Origin of the sequence: Paenibacillus sp. MER TA 81-3, from assembly GCF_023713585.1 — a bacterium.
Lineage (GTDB): Bacteria > Bacillota > Bacilli > Paenibacillales > Paenibacillaceae > Paenibacillus_B > Paenibacillus_B profundus.
The window spans coordinates 90591-109770 of record NZ_JAMAWB010000016.1; the positions used below are offsets into that span (position 1 = coordinate 90591).

Annotated in this window: 12 protein-coding genes and 1 pseudogene; all 13 read right to left on the reverse strand. The window is 49.7% G+C overall.

Annotated features, from left to right (window positions below):
* Positions 1–7: 7 nt before the first annotated feature.
* The 13 genes and pseudogenes from M3650_RS21610 to M3650_RS21670 all read right to left on the reverse strand — a co-directional run bounded on the left by M3650_RS21610 (position 8) and on the right by M3650_RS21670 (position 19177).
* Positions 8–451: a MarR family winged helix-turn-helix transcriptional regulator gene (locus tag M3650_RS21610; protein WP_251577678.1), complete on the reverse strand. Its 444-nt coding sequence runs from the start codon at positions 449–451 to the stop codon at positions 8–10.
* Positions 452–471: 20 nt separating this feature from the next.
* A pseudogene (locus M3650_RS21615) lies at positions 472–1286 on the reverse strand (ABC transporter ATP-binding protein).
* 31 nt (positions 1287–1317) lie between these two features.
* The gene (locus M3650_RS21620; RefSeq protein WP_251577680.1) at positions 1318–2373 is read right to left on the reverse strand and encodes an NAD(P)/FAD-dependent oxidoreductase; all 1056 of its coding nucleotides are present in this window, start codon (positions 2371–2373) and stop codon (positions 1318–1320) included.
* A 98-nt stretch (positions 2374–2471) separates the two neighbouring features.
* On the reverse strand, positions 2472–4187 hold the full coding sequence (locus M3650_RS21625) for an ABC transporter ATP-binding protein (RefSeq protein WP_251577682.1): 1716 nt from the start codon (positions 4185–4187) through the stop codon (positions 2472–2474).
* A gap of 49 nt (positions 4188–4236) precedes the next feature.
* Positions 4237–5271 (reverse strand): FecCD family ABC transporter permease, encoded by a 1035-nt coding sequence (locus M3650_RS21630; RefSeq protein ID WP_251577684.1) that lies wholly within the window; start codon positions 5269–5271, stop codon positions 4237–4239.
* Between the two features lie 2 nt (positions 5272–5273).
* Positions 5274–6329 (reverse strand): FecCD family ABC transporter permease, encoded by a 1056-nt coding sequence (locus M3650_RS21635; RefSeq protein ID WP_251577686.1) that lies wholly within the window; start codon positions 6327–6329, stop codon positions 5274–5276.
* A gap of 315 nt (positions 6330–6644) precedes the next feature.
* The gene (locus M3650_RS21640; RefSeq protein WP_251577688.1) at positions 6645–6863 is read right to left on the reverse strand and encodes a hypothetical protein; all 219 of its coding nucleotides are present in this window, start codon (positions 6861–6863) and stop codon (positions 6645–6647) included.
* Positions 6864–7333: 470 nt separating this feature from the next.
* Positions 7334–8047, reverse strand: a complete 714-nt coding sequence (locus M3650_RS21645; RefSeq protein ID WP_251577690.1) for a GNAT family N-acetyltransferase — start codon at positions 8045–8047, stop codon at positions 7334–7336.
* A gap of 39 nt (positions 8048–8086) precedes the next feature.
* Positions 8087–10483 carry an ABC transporter permease gene (locus M3650_RS21650; protein ID WP_251577691.1) on the reverse strand — a complete coding sequence of 799 codons (2397 nt, stop codon included), beginning with the start codon at positions 10481–10483 and terminating at the stop codon, positions 8087–8089.
* Positions 10484–10508: 25 nt separating this feature from the next.
* A complete protein-coding gene (locus M3650_RS21655) occupies positions 10509–11213 on the reverse strand; it encodes an ABC transporter ATP-binding protein (RefSeq protein ID WP_019423140.1) in 705 nt (234 codons plus the stop codon).
* Between the two features lie 115 nt (positions 11214–11328).
* A complete protein-coding gene (locus M3650_RS21660) occupies positions 11329–12585 on the reverse strand; it encodes an MFS transporter (protein ID WP_251577692.1) in 1257 nt (418 codons plus the stop codon).
* A gap of 20 nt (positions 12586–12605) precedes the next feature.
* Positions 12606–13412 (reverse strand): class I SAM-dependent methyltransferase, encoded by an 807-nt coding sequence (locus tag M3650_RS21665; RefSeq protein ID WP_019423138.1) that lies wholly within the window; start codon positions 13410–13412, stop codon positions 12606–12608.
* Positions 13413–13426: 14 nt separating this feature from the next.
* Positions 13427–19177 carry a non-ribosomal peptide synthetase gene (locus tag M3650_RS21670; protein WP_251577693.1) on the reverse strand — a complete coding sequence of 1917 codons (5751 nt, stop codon included), beginning with the start codon at positions 19175–19177 and terminating at the stop codon, positions 13427–13429.
* Positions 19178–19180: the final 3 nt, after the last annotated feature.

Below are 19180 nucleotides of genomic sequence, written 5' to 3' on the forward strand. Positions count from 1 at the left end.
GGATGGCTTATGCTCGATCCACACGAGCTGCGGAATAATGCTTACGCCGTTGCACCGCGTTATCTGAGTCCAATTCGCATATCACGTGATGCAGCAGTTCATACAGCAGCTGAAATTCCTGCACGGATTCGTTGGTAAAATAACGTTGCGCCCATTTCTGTCTCTCATCCCGCGCGGAGGATGCCAATTTGGTCCCGGTCATCGTGAGCTTTACCGCAATCTCACTGTCAGGAACCCGCTGAATCAATCCGCTAATGATCAACCCATGAAGCGCTTCTTCAACCGATGTTTGGGACAGAGATAGACGATTGGCCAGATCAGCTACGAAGATTGTTCCCTGCTCCTCGATCAGATCCAACAGCACATATTTCGTTCCGAACGTTTTGCAATTCATATACCTGTGCCACTTCCGGATAATTTGCCTAATCGCGAATAGCGATTGTGCATCCATGTCTTATCCCTCCCTTCACATCAGGCGCCCGCGGCAGCAAGCGATGCCAATTCGTATGGCAAGCACAGCGGCACTCCGGTTCGCGGATCGGGCACAATGTCCGCTTCGATGGTGAACACCTCGCGCAGCACACTTCTGGTCATCACTTCCGCAGGCGTCCTTCCCTGATGACGGTGCCTGACTTAATCGCAACCATGTGCTGCGCATAGCGTGAAGCATGGTTCAGATCGTGCACGACCATCACTACGGTGCGGCCTTCCTCTTCGTTCAGCTTCTGCAGCAAATGCAGCACCTCGAGCTGGTGAGCCATATCCAAGAAGGTCGTAGGCTCATCTAGGAATAAAATATCCGTCTGCTGAGCAAGCGCCATGGCAATCCACGCCCGCTGCCTTTGTCCGCCGGACAACTGATCGACCGCCCGGTCTTGGAATTCCACCATGCCTGTCACTTCAATCGCCCAGCGGACAATGTTCTTGTCGTCCGCCGTCATCGTTCCGAACCCTTTTTGATGCGGAAAGCGGCCATAAGCAACCAGCTCCGACACGGTAAGTCCGTCAGGCGCGGTCGGGTTTTGCGGCAGGATAGCCAACTGCTTGGCTACTTCTTTCGTCGATTTGGTGTGGATGGACTCTCCATCGAGCAGTACGCCGCCCGCTTTCGGGCGCATTATGCGCGCCATCGTTTTCAGAATCGTCGATTTCCCAGAGCCGTTTGCGCCAACAAGTGCCGTAATCTTCCCGTGCGGGACCGACAAATTCAGGTTACTCACAATTTCTGCTTCCCCATAGGCAATATCAAGCTCCGACGTATGCAGCCGTTCTTTTATAGTTTGCATGGCACTGCTCCTTCCTTATTATCTGTCGGCGTTATCTGCCGGCACGGTAATCGTCGTCATCCAAGCCGAGCTGTTTGTTTTTTTCTTTAAAGCGAATATTATGCGAGGATACATACGCCACCTTAGGCGCTTCCGGATCCAGATATAGCTTGGCGCTGTTGAGCGCTAGCGCGCCATCTGTAAACGCGCCTGCGATCAAGCGGACCTTGCTGTCATAAGTAACAAAGTCTCCCGCGGCGAAGATACCTGGAATGTTCGTTGCCAGCTTTCCGTCCACTACCGCTACATCGTCCCTCATCTCCAGACCCCATTCGGCAAGCGGGCCATAATCACATCTCAAACCATGATTGACGATAACCGCGTCAACCTCGAAGCGTTCCGTTTCTCCCGTCTCGACGTTAGAAATGGTAACCTCCTCAATCGTATCCCCATTGCTGCTATGAAGTTGATTGACAGCGTACAGCGTCCGCACGTCCACAGACGATTCCATCATCTTCACGACATTCTTCTCGTGTCCGCCAAATTGATCGCGGCGATGCACGACTATCACTTGCGAGGCAATCGGCTCCAGCTCGTTCGCCCAATCCACCGCCGAGTTGCCGCCGCCTGAGATGAGCACCCGCTTGCCCCGGAACACCTCCAGCTCCTGCACGGTGTAGTGCAGATTCGTTACTTCATAGCGATCGGCTCCTTCGATCTCCAACTTCTGCATCGTAAGAATGCCGTACCCTATGGCTAAAATGATCGTGCGCGTATGATGCCGCTCACCCGTCGCCGCGGTCAACATAAACGTTCCATCCTCTAGCCGCTCCATCTCCGTAATCTGTTGGCCCAGCACAATGGTCGGGTCGAACGTTTTCGCCTGCTGCTCTAACTGGGCGATTAACTTTTCACATAATATCGGCGTCACCCCGCCGACATCCCAGATCATCTTTTCAGGGTAAATCAGCATTCGTCCGCCGAGCTCTGTCTTCGCCTCAATCAGCTTCGTCTTCAAATCGCGCATGCCGCTATAGAAGGCGGTGTACATCCCTGCTGGTCCTCCACCGATAATCGTCGCATCATACAATTCCAGTTGTTCGGTCATGGTCTTGCCTCCAAGTCTCCGTTATTCTTGATCTAGTCGAAGCACGTTCTTCCTAAACGAATTGCTTGTTATTCGCTTAATCATGTGCAGCTCACACACTATGCGCCAAACTGCGCCCGGTGCAAACGGCTGTATGCTCCTCCTGCAGCAAGCAACTGATGATGATCGCCCTGTTCGGCAATCCCTTGCTCTGCGACCACTACGATGCGGTCGGCGTTCTTAATCGTCGCCAAGCGGTGCGCGATGACCAGCGTGGTGCGGCCTTCCGACAATTCGGCCAGCGACTGCTGAATCGCCGCCTCTGTCTCTGTATCAAGCGCTGATGTCGCTTCATCGAGAATGAGGATCGGGGGGTTCTTCAGGAACATGCGCGCAATGGACAACCGCTGCTTCTGACCACCGGACAGCTTGACTCCGCGTTCGCCGATCATCGTGTCCAGCCCTTCCGGCTGCGACAAAATGAGTTCCTCAAGCTGGGCCCGCCGCGCGGCTTCCCAAATCTCTTCTTCGCTGGCCGTCAACTGGCCATACGCGATATTTTCCCGAATCGTGCCATCGAACAGGAACACATCCTGCTGCACAATGCCGATCTGGCTGCGCAACGACTCTAACGTCATCTTCCGGATATCGATGCCGTCGATCGTAATGCTTCCCGCATCGACTTCATAGAAGCGCGGCAGCAGGCTGCATAATGTTGTCTTGCCTGCACCCGAAGGCCCTACTAGCGCCACCGTTTCACCTACGCAGATCGTCAGGTCGACGCCATGCAGCACCTTATCTTTGTTCTCGTAACCGAACGTGACGTTATTGAAGGAAATATTGCCGTTCAAATGCTCGACTGCTTGCGCGTCTGGCGCATCCGCCACATCTGGGGCGGTTTCCAGCAGCTCCAAATAGCGTTTAAATCCGGCGATTCCTTTTGGATACATCTCAATTACCGAATTAATCTGCTGAATCGGTCCTAGGAACACGTTCGACAGCATCACAAAAGCGATAAATTCTCCGTATGTCATGTTCTTCTGAATGACGAACCAAGTGCCGCATACGAGCACGAACAATGACACCAGCTTCATTAATATGTAGCTGAGCGATGAATTCCAAGCCATAATGCGGTACGTGAGCAGCTTCGTCAGCCGAAACCGTTCGTTGTTCTCCGTAAAGCGGGCAATTTCATACTTCTCGTTCGAGAATGCCTGCACGACGCGGATGCCGCTTACATTGTTCTCCACACGGGCGTTGTAATCGGCAATGTCCGAGAACATGCGCTTAAAGGCACGCGACATCTTCCGGCTGAAGTACAGAGACATGTAAATCATGAGCGGGATGATGATAAAGGTCAGCACGGCGAGCTCCCAATTAATGCCGAGCATGATGCCGAATGCCCCAGCCAGCGTCATGATGGCAATGAACAAATCCTCTGGGCCGTGATGGGCGATTTCGCCAATGTCCATCAAATCATTCGTCATGCGGGACACAAGATGCCCGGTCTTGTTATTGTCGAAGAAGCGGAAGGACAGCTTCTGAACATGATCGAACAGCTTCTTGCGCATATCGCTTTCGATGTTGATGCCCAACTTGTGTCCCCAATAGGTCACCACATAGTGCAAGGCCGAGCAGATGACATAAATCCCGAGCAGGGCGAGACAGCCCCATAAAATCCATTTCCAGTTGCCGCTCGGCAACAGATCGTCCACCACGCGATTCACGGCGAGTGGAAACGCGAGCTCCAGCAGCGCAGCGATAATCGCGCAGGAGAAATCCAATATGAACAACCCTTTATAAGGTTGATAATACGCAAAAAATCGTCGTAGCATTGGAGCAACCTCTTTCTGTTTAAATGATACAGTTCCCTAGTCTTACTGTTTATGCTTTGGACCGAGCGAGCAAGTAGAGGAAGTACGGTGCACCGATGACCGCGACCACGATACCTGTTGGTATTTCTGATGGTTGCAAAATCCAGCGGCCCAGCGTATCAGCCGTAATGACCAAGAGCGAGCCGGCTAGAGCGGCTGCAGGAAGCAGCATCTGATGCTTCGGACCGACAAGACGGCGCGCCAAGTGCGGTCCAATGAGGCCGACGAAGCCAATGCCGCCGCTCACTGCGACGCAAGCGCCTGCGAGGCCAACCGCCGCGGCGATCAGCACGAGCCGCTCTCTCTCAACTGGGGCGCCAAGGCCGGTCGCCGTCTGATCGCCCAAGTTGAGTACATTCATCACGCGTGCCTTGTAGAATACAAAGGGTAGCAGCACGACGATCCATGGGAGCAAAGCGAGCACAAACTTCCAATTCGTGCCCCAAATGCTGCCTGCGAGCCACGTCGCCACAAATTGATATTTATCCGGACTCAGCTTGAGCGTCAGCACGATCATCGCTGCGCTAATCCCTGCCGCAACCGCGATACCGGTAAGCAATAATCGTGTGGGCGACAAACCTTCATGCCGCTTGTACGAAAGCGAATAGATCAGTGCGGCAGTCAGCCCCGCGCCGACCAAAGCTAGCACCGGCAGCAAAAATACGGGAGCAGCCGCTGTAGTCGGGTAGAAGGAAATGAACAACATGACCGTCAATCCCGCTCCTGCATTGATACCCAATATACCGGGGTCAGCTAGCGCATTGCGGGATATCCCTTGCATCACGCAGCCAGATACCGCCAGCCCGGCGCCGATGAGCACAGAAATTACAATTCGCGGCAACCGGAAGTCGAACAGAATCAAATTCTGTTTGTCCGTGCCTGCGCCGAATAGCGTTCGGATTAAGTCCATCGGAGTCAGCCGGATGTATCCGGTGTTCATGCTGATAATGAATGCTATGCAAATCAAAATACTTAATATAATAATGACGGCAATACCTCGTTTTTTTCTGCGGCGTTCGCTTAATGTGATTGATACACTCTCCATAATTACAGTTCTCTCCTTTCTTTACGCGCCAGGTAAAGGAAGAACGGAACACCGATAAGCGCAATGAGTGCACCGACAGGCGTCTCATAGGGCGGGTTAACCATCCTTGCCGCCAGATCGGCGAAGACAACAAGCAAGCTGCCGAGCACCGCCGAGCACGGAATAATCCAGCGGTAATCTACACCGACCAAATACCGGGTCAAGTGGGGAATGATCAATCCGACAAAGCCGACCGCGCCGACAACAGATACTGCCGCACCAGCCAACACGAGCACAATGATCATGCCCGCCAGCTTGACTAGCTTCGTTCGCTGTCCGAGTCCCTTGGCAATGTCCTCACCAAGGCTGAGCATCGTAATCGAGCGGGACAATGCAATCGCTCCCACGATTGCGGCGGCAATCCATGGGAACATAATCTTGAGCTGGAACCATTTTGTTCCCGCCACGCCTCCCGCATACCAGAATGCTAAATCCTGTCCGATGCGGAAATAGAGAGCGATCCCCTCGCTTAGCGCAGATAGCAGCGCACTTAATGCTGCACCCGCCAGCACCAGACGAACCGGCGTCAATCCCCCTTTGGCTAGCGAGCCGATGCCGTATACTAACCCTGCACCTACCCCTGCACCTAAGAAGGAATACATAATCAGGTACATGAACGGCATGCCGGGGAAGAAAGCAAAGCATACCGCCAGCATGAAACCAGCTCCTGCATTTAAACCTAACAATCCGGAATCAGCCAGCGGATTGCGGGTCATTCCTTGCATAATCGCTCCCGCGACGGCGAAGCAGGCTCCGACCATCGCTCCGCCAAGCACACGTGGAAGACGAAGTTCTTGAATAATCTGATGCTGCGTCATTTCAGGATTAAAGCGAAAGATCGCTTCCCATACGACGGAGAGTTTAATATCTGCCGCCCCGAACGAAACGGACAAACCGATTCCGAACACCAGCGCAATTAGACCGCCAGCGAGAATCAGCGTGGCCGCCCACGGACGAGACCGAAATTGGACAGTTGGCGATGCTGCCACTTCTTTAATGGAATTTGCAGTTTGACTCATACAGGCCACCTTTATTATCTATGAAATATGGATCTTATCGCCGTTCTCAGACGATGATATCGTGACGGGGCATGCCCGTTGCGTTGTAATAAATGACGTTCGCCCCTTTCTAAAACCATATATGCCATACTACTAATTACTGATATTGATTCTCAATCTCACAAATAGATTGTATGCTAATCCGCATATAAATAGCAATGGACAAATACGAGTGTTTTTTTGTACAAAATCGAGGCTTATGTACTGCTCAACTGTTCATCTCCCTTCGATCTATCAATACAACAGATTAAATCATCACAATAATGATAATCATTATCATGTCGAAAGTACAGTATCCACTGCTCTTTTTCTCTCTAACTTGAACTTTATCCAAAAAGATCGTGCGAAACCGCCTTCATACATCTGCGTCAGTTCAACCTGGTCACGCACGCCTGCCGAGCTGCAACACGTTTCACCGAACTTCCATGCATGCAAAAGCAGACCATCCCAATAAAGATGATCTCCAGCAGCTCCAATATAAAATGTTTCATCCATTGGATTTTCTCCAATGAAACAGCGTCGCATGTCACCTTGCCGTCGGTTTCGTTGGAGTTCATCCAATAGTTTGACACTGCATCCACACCCATAGCTCAAAACCAGCTGGATTCATTGGACAATTTCCAGTCTACATGCCGTTTAGACACCGAGTCGGTGGATTTGACTGTATCATTTCCAATGGCGCATACTTCGGACTCCGATCTTGACTGCGGTCCGCAGAGAAGAAAACAGCGAGTTCCACGTCGCCACGCAAACCCGCTGCAAACCTTCCATGTCGTTCACCATACAACATCTGCTGCCTTCAGATTACGGCCTAACTAATAAGTGAGCCTCGATAACTGTCCACTCTTTGCCCACATGTGAGCTGAAAAGACAATCACTGCGTTACCGAGTCATTGTTACGAAATCTGAGGCATTTCCGTATCATTGAGATGGATCGCTCTCTCCCCTTCCTCGTGCAGGCTCGTTCAGCTTCCTGCTTGTTCATATACATGCATATTGCAAATCGGTTCAAAGCCCAGCTTTTTATACAGGGGATAACCCATATCGCTTGAAGCAAGAATGCATCTTTTGGATAGTGGCTGCGCTCTGTGCAGAAGAGTCGAGCATAGCACTTTACCTAACCCATTTCCTCGGTACGCAGCATCCACATATATGTTATCCATGCAAGCCACACCTTCCGCCGGGTTAAACGAGATTCTTCCATTTCCTGCAGGTTGCCCGTTAACGTAAACCGCATAATCCTCTATATCCGTATCCTTGATTCGTCTTGGATCGGCGATGGCAGCATTGAAATAAGCATTTAGCTCCAATGCCTCAGCCTCGTCATCAATTAGCTTCACTTCGGTTCCTGCGGCTGCCGTAATTTTATCTAACGGTTCTATTAACTCATTCACCATCAACGTTTCGCTGACTCTATACAGATGTTGGGACAGGTTAAGCGGTTCACCCTCTGAAAAAACCGTGAGCCAATACTTCTGCTGCTCGTTCATATATTGCTCCACTTGTTTCAATGTCTCAGGCGCAGCTTCATTTATAAAAATCTCATCCGTCCGGCCCCCTACATGCTCGCCAAATCGCACATGAATAAATGCGCTCTCTTTATGAATTCGAGTATTTGGCACTCTTCTGCATATTACCCAGCCCTCAACAAACTGTTCAATTGTGGATTGAACTATCATCGATCGCACTCCCCTCCCATAGAAGTTCTTTCTCCCAACTCACATATCGACCCGCTTAGGAGGCTTAGGAGCGGCGATCGGCACTGCATAAGACGGTTGCATGTAAAAACGTCTGGCGATAAAAAGCACAGCATAATAAATAATCAAAATAATGGCCAATACCAAACCAAATGTAAATACGTTATAGATGAGAGGAATAAAATCGTTGGTGCTGACCGAAACCATTTTGAGAATATAATTCACGAAAAATAGGGCAAGCGGCGTAAACACAATATAGGATATGACCACGATAACGGTATAAACATTCAACAGCATGCTTCCGATCTCGCGCTGTGTATACCCGATCATATGGAGAACAGCCATATTTTTTTTGTTTTCCTCTACCGTAATTAACGTAATGAGCCAAATCATAATGACGGCAATGACACAGCCTAAGATCTGATTCAATACGGCGCTTAGCTGTGAAGAAGACGCCTGTTCCGTCATTTCCTTGCGCATGCTCTCAACAGAACTCATTGTATACCTGCCGGCCTGTTGGGGATCAGGGTCCGGTGAATTGGTGAACGTGCCGTTATAAATATCGGGTGAAATGCCGAGAGCGTTCGTCAACTGTGCCTTATCTATATAGAAGGCGGCTGGGTCTCCATTCGAACAGAATGCGGCAATCGGGATTTTAACTTCCTTGTCGCCAATGAGAACCTGTACGGATGTGCCTGCCTGCAAACCAAACAATTGAGCCTTGGAGGAATGTACAATTGCCCCTTCCTTCAGCTTGGAATTAATCTCCTTTCCATTCTCGTCTACCAATGTCAGCCACTTGCTATCCCCGTCAAAAGCGAGCACATTGACTTTCGCCCCTTCGCGGATGCCGCTGCTGCCGTTCCAAGACAACCGCTTGTCTTTCTGCAAGTAATAATCGTTGCGGTCTTCATTGTGTTGAGCAAGTCTGGCCTCTGAATATTGAATATCGTATTTGTAATGGACACCTTTAAAACGATGCTCAACAGCATTTGAGCTTGACTGATTCAGGGATATGCCGAGAATGAACAATATGGATGACAAACATACCGTAATCCCTAACAGAACGATCATTTTTATGCTTCTGGCGGACATCTGCAGTTTAACGCGCTGGATAAAAGGCAATCCAACCGTTAGGCGGCTTACCCATCTCGTCAAGAAGTTAACATGCTCGTTCTTCTGCCTTGCCAATAACATCGTCACCGTGTCGTTGTTCATAAATCGATGCAGCATCCAATACGCGGCCGCATTGAAACAGATGACAATGACAAGCACTCCTATTATCAAAGAATTGACACCCAGCTCCTTCGGGAACGCAGGCAGCACATATTGAGATTGAAACTGCTGGATAAGCAAATCAGCGGAAAAATAAGCTGCCGCCAAGCCTAGAATAACTCCTATTACACATAGCAGCACATTGTTGATTACATAAACATTGATTAGCAGCGCACGAGGATATCCCATAGCTATCAGGCAGCCCCAGGCTTTTTGCTGCAGCCGCAGGCGGCGGTTCAGAAAAATAAGAAATACGCCCGTGCACAACAACGTCAACGTAATCAAAAATATCATCGACATCCCAGCGTTGGATGCAATGCCCTTGATAAGCTCCGTCGCCTCGGGATTATCTTGGACGGGGAGAAAGAAAGCAAACCGAGCGTCTTCGGTCATTTTGCGGACGACGTCCCCGTTATACGTTCCATTTTGGAATCGGCCGCTGTAATAATGAGCTTCAATGTCGTCAATCAGCGCATACTGCTCCGGATTAGCAAGCACATATAAGGGGCGTTCCCCGTCAGCTTTGTTTTGGCGGATCTGGTCGGGCAATATAAAGCGCCCTACAATTTCGTAAGATTGCCCGCGAATCGTCAACTCGTCCCCAACCTGCAAGGTCTGCATTCCAACTGAATTCGATGTAATAGCTATTTCACCGCTGCTTGCAGGCAGTCTTCCTTCGGCAAGATAGATCTGATTGACGGTTCGCTTGCCTGTATCCCCGATCCATCGGTATAAGACCCCTTGCTCCTTAATCTCTTTGTACTTCACCTCGTCATAGTGGAACTGATATTCGCCGCTCAATCGGGAGAGCGCTTGGTGTTCTTCGTCGGGCAGCTTCAGGTTGTATGTTTGCAGCAGGTTTTCAAAGCCCAATTGTTCAAGCTCGTGACTGGGAATAGAGGCCCCGCTAATAATTTGCTGCTGTGTGTCTCCGTTTATAAAAACGGCCAGATTGGGGCGGAATGCAAAATGCTCCTGTTGTTGCGTTTCTGCAAATCGCTCGTATTCTGTATTCATTCCATCCGAAGCATATTTGATAAAGAAAAAGATAAAGGACGTGGCTGCAATCAAGAGCAATACAAGCCATACCTGCAACTGATTCTTCACCATGTCCCGACGCACAAATTTCAATACGTTTCTCATGACAACACATCCCTTAGCAAAGACGTTATCCCCAACTGATTTCCTCGGCCGTAAGCGGATGGTCGTTCATAATCTGATCAACCAGCCGGCCACTATTCAACTTGATGATGTGCCGGGCCATTTTTGCGATTCCGACATGGTGCGTGACAAAGACAATCGTAAGACCGTATTTCCGCTGCAGATGCTGCAAGTAGCTCAGCACTTGCTTCCCGTTCTCTTCATCCAATGCGCCGGTTGCCTCGTCACAGAATAATATTTCGGGCTTCTTGATCAGCGCTCTGGCAATGGCCACCCGCTGCTGCTGGCCTCCTGACAATTCATATGGAAACCGCTTTTTCAGGTGCTGGATGTTCAGTTCCTTCGTTATTTCATCCAAATCAAGACTGTCGGCATTCAAATACTTCCCAATTTCGATATTTTCCTGAACCGTCAAGTTGGGAATCAGGTGGTATTGCTGAAAAATATACCCCGTATACTGACGGCGAAATTGGACCAGCTGCTTGTCTTTATAACGGGTAATATTTTCTTTTGCGAAGTAGATTTCCCCCGCATCCGCCCGCTCCAACCCGGAGATTACGTTAAGCAATGTCGATTTTCCTGAGCCGCTCGGCCCGAGCAGAGCCACAAAGTCATTTTTTTTGATTTGCAGCGTAATCCGATTCAACGCATGTACTTGACTTTCCTTTTCTCCATACGTTTTGCTTACATCATTGACTGTAATCAAATCCATCTCGTCAGCTCCCTTCAAAGCCATCAAATGCCGCGTGCTTCGCCTTGCTATCTGTCAAGTGAAGGACAATAAGAGCCACGCTCGTCAACACGAACAGCTCACTATCCCCCTGACCTCATTTGGCCGCTTTCAGTGAATGGGAGGGACTCTGTTCTGCTTTCCTCAGCTTCACATGAATGGACAAGTAAATTACACTGACCACTAGACAAAAGCCCAGCATGCACAATCCCGATAAAAAGTACGTCGTGTTAATTCCCAACCAGGCTACACCTGCTCCTCCGAAGAGGGGGCCCAAAATATAGGTGAGCGCCATTACCGTACCGAATTTATTCATCATTCCTCCAGCAGAAGCCATTTGATTCATCTTTTTCAAGTAGAGGGAAAAACCGATTTGCCAGCAAACGCCTCCGATAAAAAATAGTGCCAGAAACCAAATCACATCAATTTGACGGTTCATAGCCCAGGTCACAACTAAGAAAACGAGCGACAGTCCGAGCGAAGAAAAGCTGAGTAACTTAAAGGGTGTCGTGTTGGTAGACGATTCGGATTCGAACCACATGCGAATCAAAAAGGTGCCCACACCAGCGGCAGCCATTACAAAAGCAACGATAGCGGCATTATTCCATAGGTAAATATCCCGGAACAACACAACCAATTGAGAATCGCCGACTGTTACGAAGAAAGACATCGATGCAAGTATAACTAACCCTAACGTCAGATATGCGCCTGTAGACAAATCCAAGGCCGCATTCTTTTTCAATTCATCTGCTGTTTCATGGAAGGGTTCGTCACTTTTCGGCCCTCCCACCTCTTCACGTCTGAACAGGTACACAATAGGTATGGCGGCAATTACGTAAATAAGTGCCGCTATCCACAACGTGACCTGCGGCTGCCACAGCATGACGCTTAGTCCGGCCGCCAGAGGACCTGCGAACTTGATGATCGCCGCAAAGCGTTCAAACCTGTTATCGATTGCGGCATAGCGTTGCGGAGAGCACATTCTTTGCAGCAGCGCATTTTGTCCGTTGACGTAGCACCCGATGAACACCCCTTTGAGGAGAATCAATAGAATCGCCGTCATAAAAGACTGATTGGACAGATGGAGTATCATGATCACTCCACTTCCCACAGCGGCCGTCATCATGACAAGTTCATTCCGCTTCTGAATACGGCCGGTTCCCAAAGCGGTCGCTAAGGCCATCGATCCTGAAAAGCTCATAACTAACACGCCCAGCTGCACTGGCGTAGAGGTATAGTAGAAGCCCCAGTAATTGAGCATGGACACGAGATCGACCCATACCGCCAAATTATAGATAACCGCCGACCAGAAGAGGATACGGATCATCATAGTTTTTGCGTCATTCTTTCCCATGGAGGCACGCTCCTTCTCTATTAATTGGGTTTGGATCCGCAGACCGCCATCATGATCAGCAATGCATATGGATGGGCAGTGCCCAGAAATGCTGCCACACCTTTTTCCACCGCAGCCACTTCTTCTTCCGTAGCAAAGCCATTGTCTACCATCGTTCTCATTTCTTCGGCATCCACCTGCGGCAGGAATGATCGGATGCCAATCTCATCGCTGTGCGCTGCTATCAGCTTCAGATCAAGATCCGCGTAGCCGTTTGTCTGCAAAATATGCCACAGTTGACGTCCAATAAATCGGTTGCCCCCTTGCGAAGATTGTTCCTTGGCATGCTGATTCAGTATATATTGCAGTTCCGGTATAACGGGATCGATAATACCCCAAATGGCATCGTCCACATCCAAAACAATTAGTTTCCCGCCTGGTTTTAATAAGTCGAAGATGTTCTGTGCGGCTAAGATGGGATCGGGTAAATGTTGAAAGACAAGCCTGGCGATAGCAACGTCAAATTGCCCAAGAGACAGGCGATGATCCAAAATATCGTCCTGCATGATGCTGATGCGGTCTTTCTGCTCGGGGGTTATGTTGTGCTGTGCGTATTGAACAAAATACTCTTCAATCTCGATGGAAGTGATGCGGCTGGCAGGATACTTTTGCAGGAGTCGCTCTGATATGAACCCAGGTCCGCTGCCGACCTCCAAGATGGAATCGCCGTCCTTGACGCCGAACTGGTCTAAGACCTGCTCTTCCTTTGACCAGCTGATATCCATTTGCCCCTTCATCCGGTCCATTAAACGCTTCATTTTCCATTCATCCATCATCAGTTTATTCATTTACATCCACCCCTTTATATGGTAATAGATTCAAAATAACCGCTGTCGACAAAATACTCGATATAGGTTTTCAATCTCTTCTCATCCATCTGCGGGCAATCTATGTTCATATTTTTCAGGAAGGCAAACGTGTTGTTCGCGTTGAATATAGGTGCTTCTCCTTCAATCATGGACAGCTCCTCGATAAATGGCAGCACAGAAATATCCACTTGTTCCGGAGTGCCGGTCTCCGATAGATCAGACACAGCTCTTTTCCAGTTGTCCCAAGGCAGCTGTTCAAATGAATATCCCAGCTTCAACAACATACCGACGATTTCCTTGAACGAACAATCGTGATCATTCATGACGTGAAACGTCTGGTTCCCATAAAGGGGATCGTGTGCGAGTTGGACAATGATTGTACCGGCAAAATCAGCCGGAATCAGGTTGAACCGGAAATCAATATCCGGAAAGGCACCCAGTTGGAGACAGAACCGGACTATCTTCCAAAAAAAATCGCTATCCTGGCACACTCCGGTACGGCTGTCCCCCGAAATTCTGCCAAGACGGTAAATATTGATGGGGAGTCCTCGGTTTCTCCCTTCCCTCATTAATCCTTCCGCTACCCATTTGCTTTGCGTATAGCCCAATTTTAATGTTTCGAAGTAGATAGGGACATCATCCTCCAGGATGATTTTCTTGTTTTTGGCATCTTCTTCTGAGAAAACATATAAAGTGGAAATATAGTGAACCGGTTTCAAGCTGCCGGCCGCAGCCAATCTCAGAATCGATTCGCAGCCCTTGACATTGGCCGCCTCCAAGGCCGAATAGGGATAGGCGAAATTCACGGTGGCTCCGTTATGGTAAATGGACGTAATTTGCTTCGTCAAAAAGTTGTAGGTTGCCTCATCCAAGCCAAGCCGCTCGGTTCCCAAGTCTCCGGTAATGACTGTGATTCGGTGAATCAGGTCATCTTTCCACAGCAAATATTTCTTCATTCCGCTTATTAATTTTTGCATTCCCGCCTCTCGGTTATCGGCACGAACAAGGCAGTATACTTGTGTATCTGGTTTCTGCAAAAGCTCGTGCAGTAAGAAAGCCCCGAAGAATCCCGTGCCTCCGGTCAGCAGCACGGACTGGCTGCATTCTGTCTGCGGCGCCAGCGGGACGCCAGCTCCCTGAATCGCCGGATCCAATACCACTTTGCTTGCCAAATCCAACTGGACGCCAGGTGCTTCTTGCGCCAATGAACTGTCTATTTGCCGGGCGATGCTTTTGATCGTCGGTTCCAGCATCAACTGCATCAACGGGATATGCACCTGAAATTGTTTTTTAATCTGAAACATCATTTGACTGATCAACAGCGAATGGCCGCCGATTTCGAAGAAGTGATCTTCCATCCCAACCTGATCCACATCCAGCAAGCTCAGCCACATGTCTTGCAGCGCTTTTTCCGTAACCGTGTGCGGAAGCTGGTCATGTTCTGGTGTTTGACCCGCCCATGACCTGTTAGGTTTGAGCTCACGTAATTTCCCGCGTTCAATCTTGCCGTTCGCCGTTAACGGAAACTGTTCCAGCACCACAAATTGAGCAGGAATCATATAATCGGGAAGCCGTTTTTGGATCTCATCACGAATGATGGCAACAAGCTTATTTTCCACCTCCTGCTGTAAAGGAACGCTTGACAGCTGCTGCCCCGCCTTCTTGGCATCCATGTTAGGAAAGGGCACAATCTTATCTCCCCCGATATTAGGTGTAAAAATAACGTCCAGACAGCCCTCATGCACCGCCTCTGAAAGGAGCATTTCCACATTGTGGCTATGTCCCCCCCACTGAACCATCGCCTCAGGCTCTATTCCCTTCGGAGAATCTCCTCCCTGTTGACTCCGTTTACGGTAATCCGCAATTTTGTCTTTGGGATTGGCTTGACGGCACCAGCGCAGGAAGCTCCACTCTTCCACAACGCGGGAGTTCGGTATTCCTTTAATAAGGAAGCATGCTTGCGGATGTTGTCTGCACAGCTCGCCTCCATTCAACAATGTCTCGACGCCGGGACTCCAGTCGTAGCTGGCTTCCGGTTCCCACACCGCCTTCTCCCCGATATGCAGCACCGAATCGAAGCGGAATTTGCTCATCTCGTTGTGGAAGGCTCCTTTTTTATACAGCACTTCCACCGCTTTGATCTCAGGCAAACGCTGCTGCAATTCAAGGAAATATCCGCTATCCAGCATCAGTTCGCTATGTTGCTTCATTTTACGCTGCACCAATCGGCTGAACTCCGACATTGTGGTCTGATCGTCCACACTATTCAACACAACAGAGGAATGGAACGCCTCCCTGAACATGAAGCCGCAAATGTCTCCCATAAAAATGCAGCCGCCCGGCTTCACTCTTCCGGCACTATGCTGCAGCACCGTATGCAGATAGGACAAATCAGGGAAATACTGCACCACCGAGTTCAAAATAATCATATCGACCTGTTCCAGGTCGGGAAGTTCGTGAGCGTTGCATTTGTACAGTTCCACCCTGTCCCGGGCATCACCCAACACATGCAAATGACTGTCCACATATTCGATCGCCTTCTCGGATAAATCGGTGCCAATATAGGATTCGCAAAATGGGGCGACACGGAAAAGCAAAAGCCCGGTGCCGCAGCCAATTTCCAACACCCTCTTTGGCTTGTATTTCAAAATCCTTTTAACCGTTTCATTCGTCCATTCTTCCATTTCAACCGCAGGTATGGGTTGGCCTGTAAAAGTGTCGTTCCAACCGACAATATGAAACGTTTTATCGTCATGTTCATTCCCCTTGGTGTAGTAACTGTCAAAGACCGTTTCCCATCTGTCAACCATATCGTGTGTCATCTGCACCAATGGACCGATCGTATGCAGCCGGTTTTTTTGAGGGATTAGATAACAAGTGATTTTGGGATCTCCATGTTCGTTCCGGTCGACTACCGCTACGTTTTGGGAGACAAGTTCGTGCTCCCCGACCACTCCCTCGATTTCTCCGAGCTCGATGCGGAAGCCGCGAATCTTCACTTGCTCATCCCGGCGTCCCAAATATTCGATCTCTCCCGCTGCCGTCCACCTGGCCAAGTCTCCAGAGCAGTACAGACGCCCGGACTGACTTCCCGCCCCTGCAAACGGATTCGCGATAAACCTTTCCTTGTTCAACTCCTCGCGCTTCCAATAGCCGCGTGCCACTCCTCGTCCGCCAATGTACAGTTCACCCGCGACTCCAACGGGAACCGGCTGCTGGTGTTCGTCCAGAATGTACGCCTGCAGATCCGGCAGCGGCATACCGATTACACTTCCCGATCTTGCTTCCAGATCAGCCATGGATAAGGGCCTGTAAGTGGCATGAACCGTTATTTCAGTGATGCCGTACATATTGATCAATTGGGGATGCCGGTCACCGTGAATGTCGAACCAAGGACGCAGAGACTGCAGCTCCAGTGCTTCGCCACCGAAAATAATGTATCGCAATGACAGATCGGTGCTTCCTGCCATCCCCGGATGCTGTTCAATAAGCATCAATTGCTTGAAGGCGGACGGCGTCTGATTGAGCACGGTAACCTGTTCCTGGACCAGGAGCCGGTAGAAGTCTTCAAACGAACGCGTGACGTCGAACGGCACGATAACGAGCCGGCCTCCATGCAGTAGAGCTCCCCATATTTCCCAGACCGAAAAATCAAAGGCGCACGAGTGATATAGTGTCCATACGTCTTGATCGTGAAATTCGAATAATCGTTGCGTCGAAATGAATAGGCGGCTCACGCTTCCGTGTTCAACGAGCACTCCCTTCGGAAGCCCGGTTGAACCCGACGTATAAATCATATAAGCCACATCGGTTTCACTTGTTTGAGTATTCAAATTCTCTGCTGAATATTTGGCTATCTCCAGTTCCTCTGCCGTAACTTGAATCCGCGTACAGGACGCTTCGGAGAGCAGTTCGTGCGTATCGTCATCCACCAGCAGCAGCGAACATCCAGAATCGCTTACCATCCAGCGAATTCTTTCTTCGGGATACGCCGGATCGATGGGAACATAGGCACAGCCGGCCTTAAGAACCGCCAATATACTTGCAATCAAATAGGGGGATCTGTTCATGCATAGACCGACAAATTGCCCATGTGACGCCCCTGATTGCCTCAAATGACAAGCAAGTCGGTTCGCATGATCATTAAGCTCGCTGTAGGTCCATATCTCGTCGTTCCATTTCAGCGCCGTATGTTCGGGAAATAGGGCGGCAATTCTTTCAAATTGCCGATGTAAACATTCCGGATCTTTTTCCTGAGCTGCCATCGTGCCCGAACGCTGTATGATTTCCGCCTGTTCGTCCTCTTGCAATAAGTTCAACAGGCCAATAGGCCGATCCGGGTATGTAAGTGCCGATCTTATGAATTCGATGAAGTGGTTGGCAAAATTCCGCATCGTCTGCGGAACAAATAAATCTGCGTTATATTCAATGCGCCCGGTAATTGCCCCTTGCATCTCCGTCATGGACAGCAGCACATCCGATTTTGACGTGCGGTTGTGCAATTTCAGCATTTCTGCTCGAACGTGCGGAAGCTGAATTTCAACAGCGGGGGTGTTTTGGAACACAAACATATTTCGAACTAATGGGATCGACCAGCCTTGGCGGTCCGGCTGCAATTCTTCGATTACCCGATCAAAAGGAAAATCTTGATGATCATATGCTTCTGTCGCCGCTTTCACCACCTGATGCAGCAAGTCATGAAACGTCATCTCCCCGCTTATATCCAAGCGCAGCGGCAATAAATTAACGAAATAGCCGATGACCCCTTCTATTTCGGTGTAATTGCGGTTGGCAATTGGTGTCCCTATCACCATGGTTTGTTCATGGGTATATCGGTACAGCAGACCTCCGAACATGGATAATAGCACCATGAACAAAGTCGTTTCTGTTTTTGCGCAAAAAGATTTGAGCAGTTGAACCCATTCATCAGGAAGGTCAAACAGCACTTCTCCGCCTCGATTTCCGGCCGACTCTGTTATTTTTCTGTCTGGCAGCAAGGCAACGCTGGGGCATTGATTCAATTTCCCCTTCCAGTAGCTCAAATGCCCGTCCCACTTCCCTGAACTCAACTGCTCCGACTGCCAGTACGCGAAATCCCCATACTGTATCGGCAAAGGAGTCAAAACCGGAGCAGCACCAGCCAAATACGATGTGTAGCATGTCATCCATTCCTTCACCAACAAGCCCATGGACCATCCGTCCGAAATGATGTGGTGCATGCATAGCATTAAAATATGCTCTTGGTCCTTCAGCCGGATGAACCGGGCACGCAATAACGGCTCGCGTTCCAAATCAAACGGCTCCGAGATCGTACGTTGAATGAGGACGTTCGCAGCTTCTTCAGCTTCATGAGCCTGTAATCCACTAACGTCTTCCACTGGCAGATCGAGCGAAAAGCGCTCCATTCGCTTGATCTGTGGACTGCCATTCACATTGGTGAAGTTGATGCGCAGCGATTCATGCCGGTCGATGATGAATTGAAAAGAGCTGCGTGCCGCCTGCAAATCAACCGTTCCTGTTAGCCGCACGGCAAAATACATGTTGTACGCAGACTTGTCTGCCAGCAGCTGGTCCAAAAACCATAGTCTTCTCTGAGCCGGGGACAGCAACAATCGGTCCTCTTCTTTTCTAGGGGAAATCCACTGTTTTTTTCGATTGGTTCCTTGCTTCCATTGCTCCAAAAGCAAACGCTGCTTGTCCGATAAATGTGAACGTCGTGTTTCCAATTCGTTTTTTTTCGACATAGA

Coding starts and splice junctions, on each gene's coding strand:
- M3650_RS21610 (WP_251577678.1), bottom strand. CDS start 451: ATGGATGCACAATCGCTATTCGCGATTAGGCAAATTATCCGGAAGTGG.
- M3650_RS21620 (WP_251577680.1), bottom strand. CDS start 2,373: ATGACCGAACAACTGGAATTGTATGATGCGACGATTATCGGTGGAGGA.
- M3650_RS21625 (WP_251577682.1), bottom strand. CDS start 4,187: ATGCTACGACGATTTTTTGCGTATTATCAACCTTATAAAGGGTTGTTC.
- M3650_RS21630 (WP_251577684.1), bottom strand. CDS start 5,271: ATGGAGAGTGTATCAATCACATTAAGCGAACGCCGCAGAAAAAAACGA.
- M3650_RS21635 (WP_251577686.1), bottom strand. CDS start 6,329: ATGAGTCAAACTGCAAATTCCATTAAAGAAGTGGCAGCATCGCCAACT.
- M3650_RS21640 (WP_251577688.1), bottom strand. CDS start 6,863: ATGGATGAAACATTTTATATTGGAGCTGCTGGAGATCATCTTTATTGG.
- M3650_RS21645 (WP_251577690.1), bottom strand. CDS start 8,047: ATGATAGTTCAATCCACAATTGAACAGTTTGTTGAGGGCTGGGTAATA.
- M3650_RS21650 (WP_251577691.1), bottom strand. CDS start 10,483: ATGAGAAACGTATTGAAATTTGTGCGTCGGGACATGGTGAAGAATCAG.
- M3650_RS21655 (WP_019423140.1), bottom strand. CDS start 11,213: ATGGATTTGATTACAGTCAATGATGTAAGCAAAACGTATGGAGAAAAG.
- M3650_RS21660 (WP_251577692.1), bottom strand. CDS start 12,585: ATGGGAAAGAATGACGCAAAAACTATGATGATCCGTATCCTCTTCTGG.
- M3650_RS21665 (WP_019423138.1), bottom strand. CDS start 13,412: ATGAATAAACTGATGATGGATGAATGGAAAATGAAGCGTTTAATGGAC.
- M3650_RS21670 (WP_251577693.1), bottom strand. CDS start 19,177: ATGTCGAAAAAAAACGAATTGGAAACACGACGTTCACATTTATCGGAC.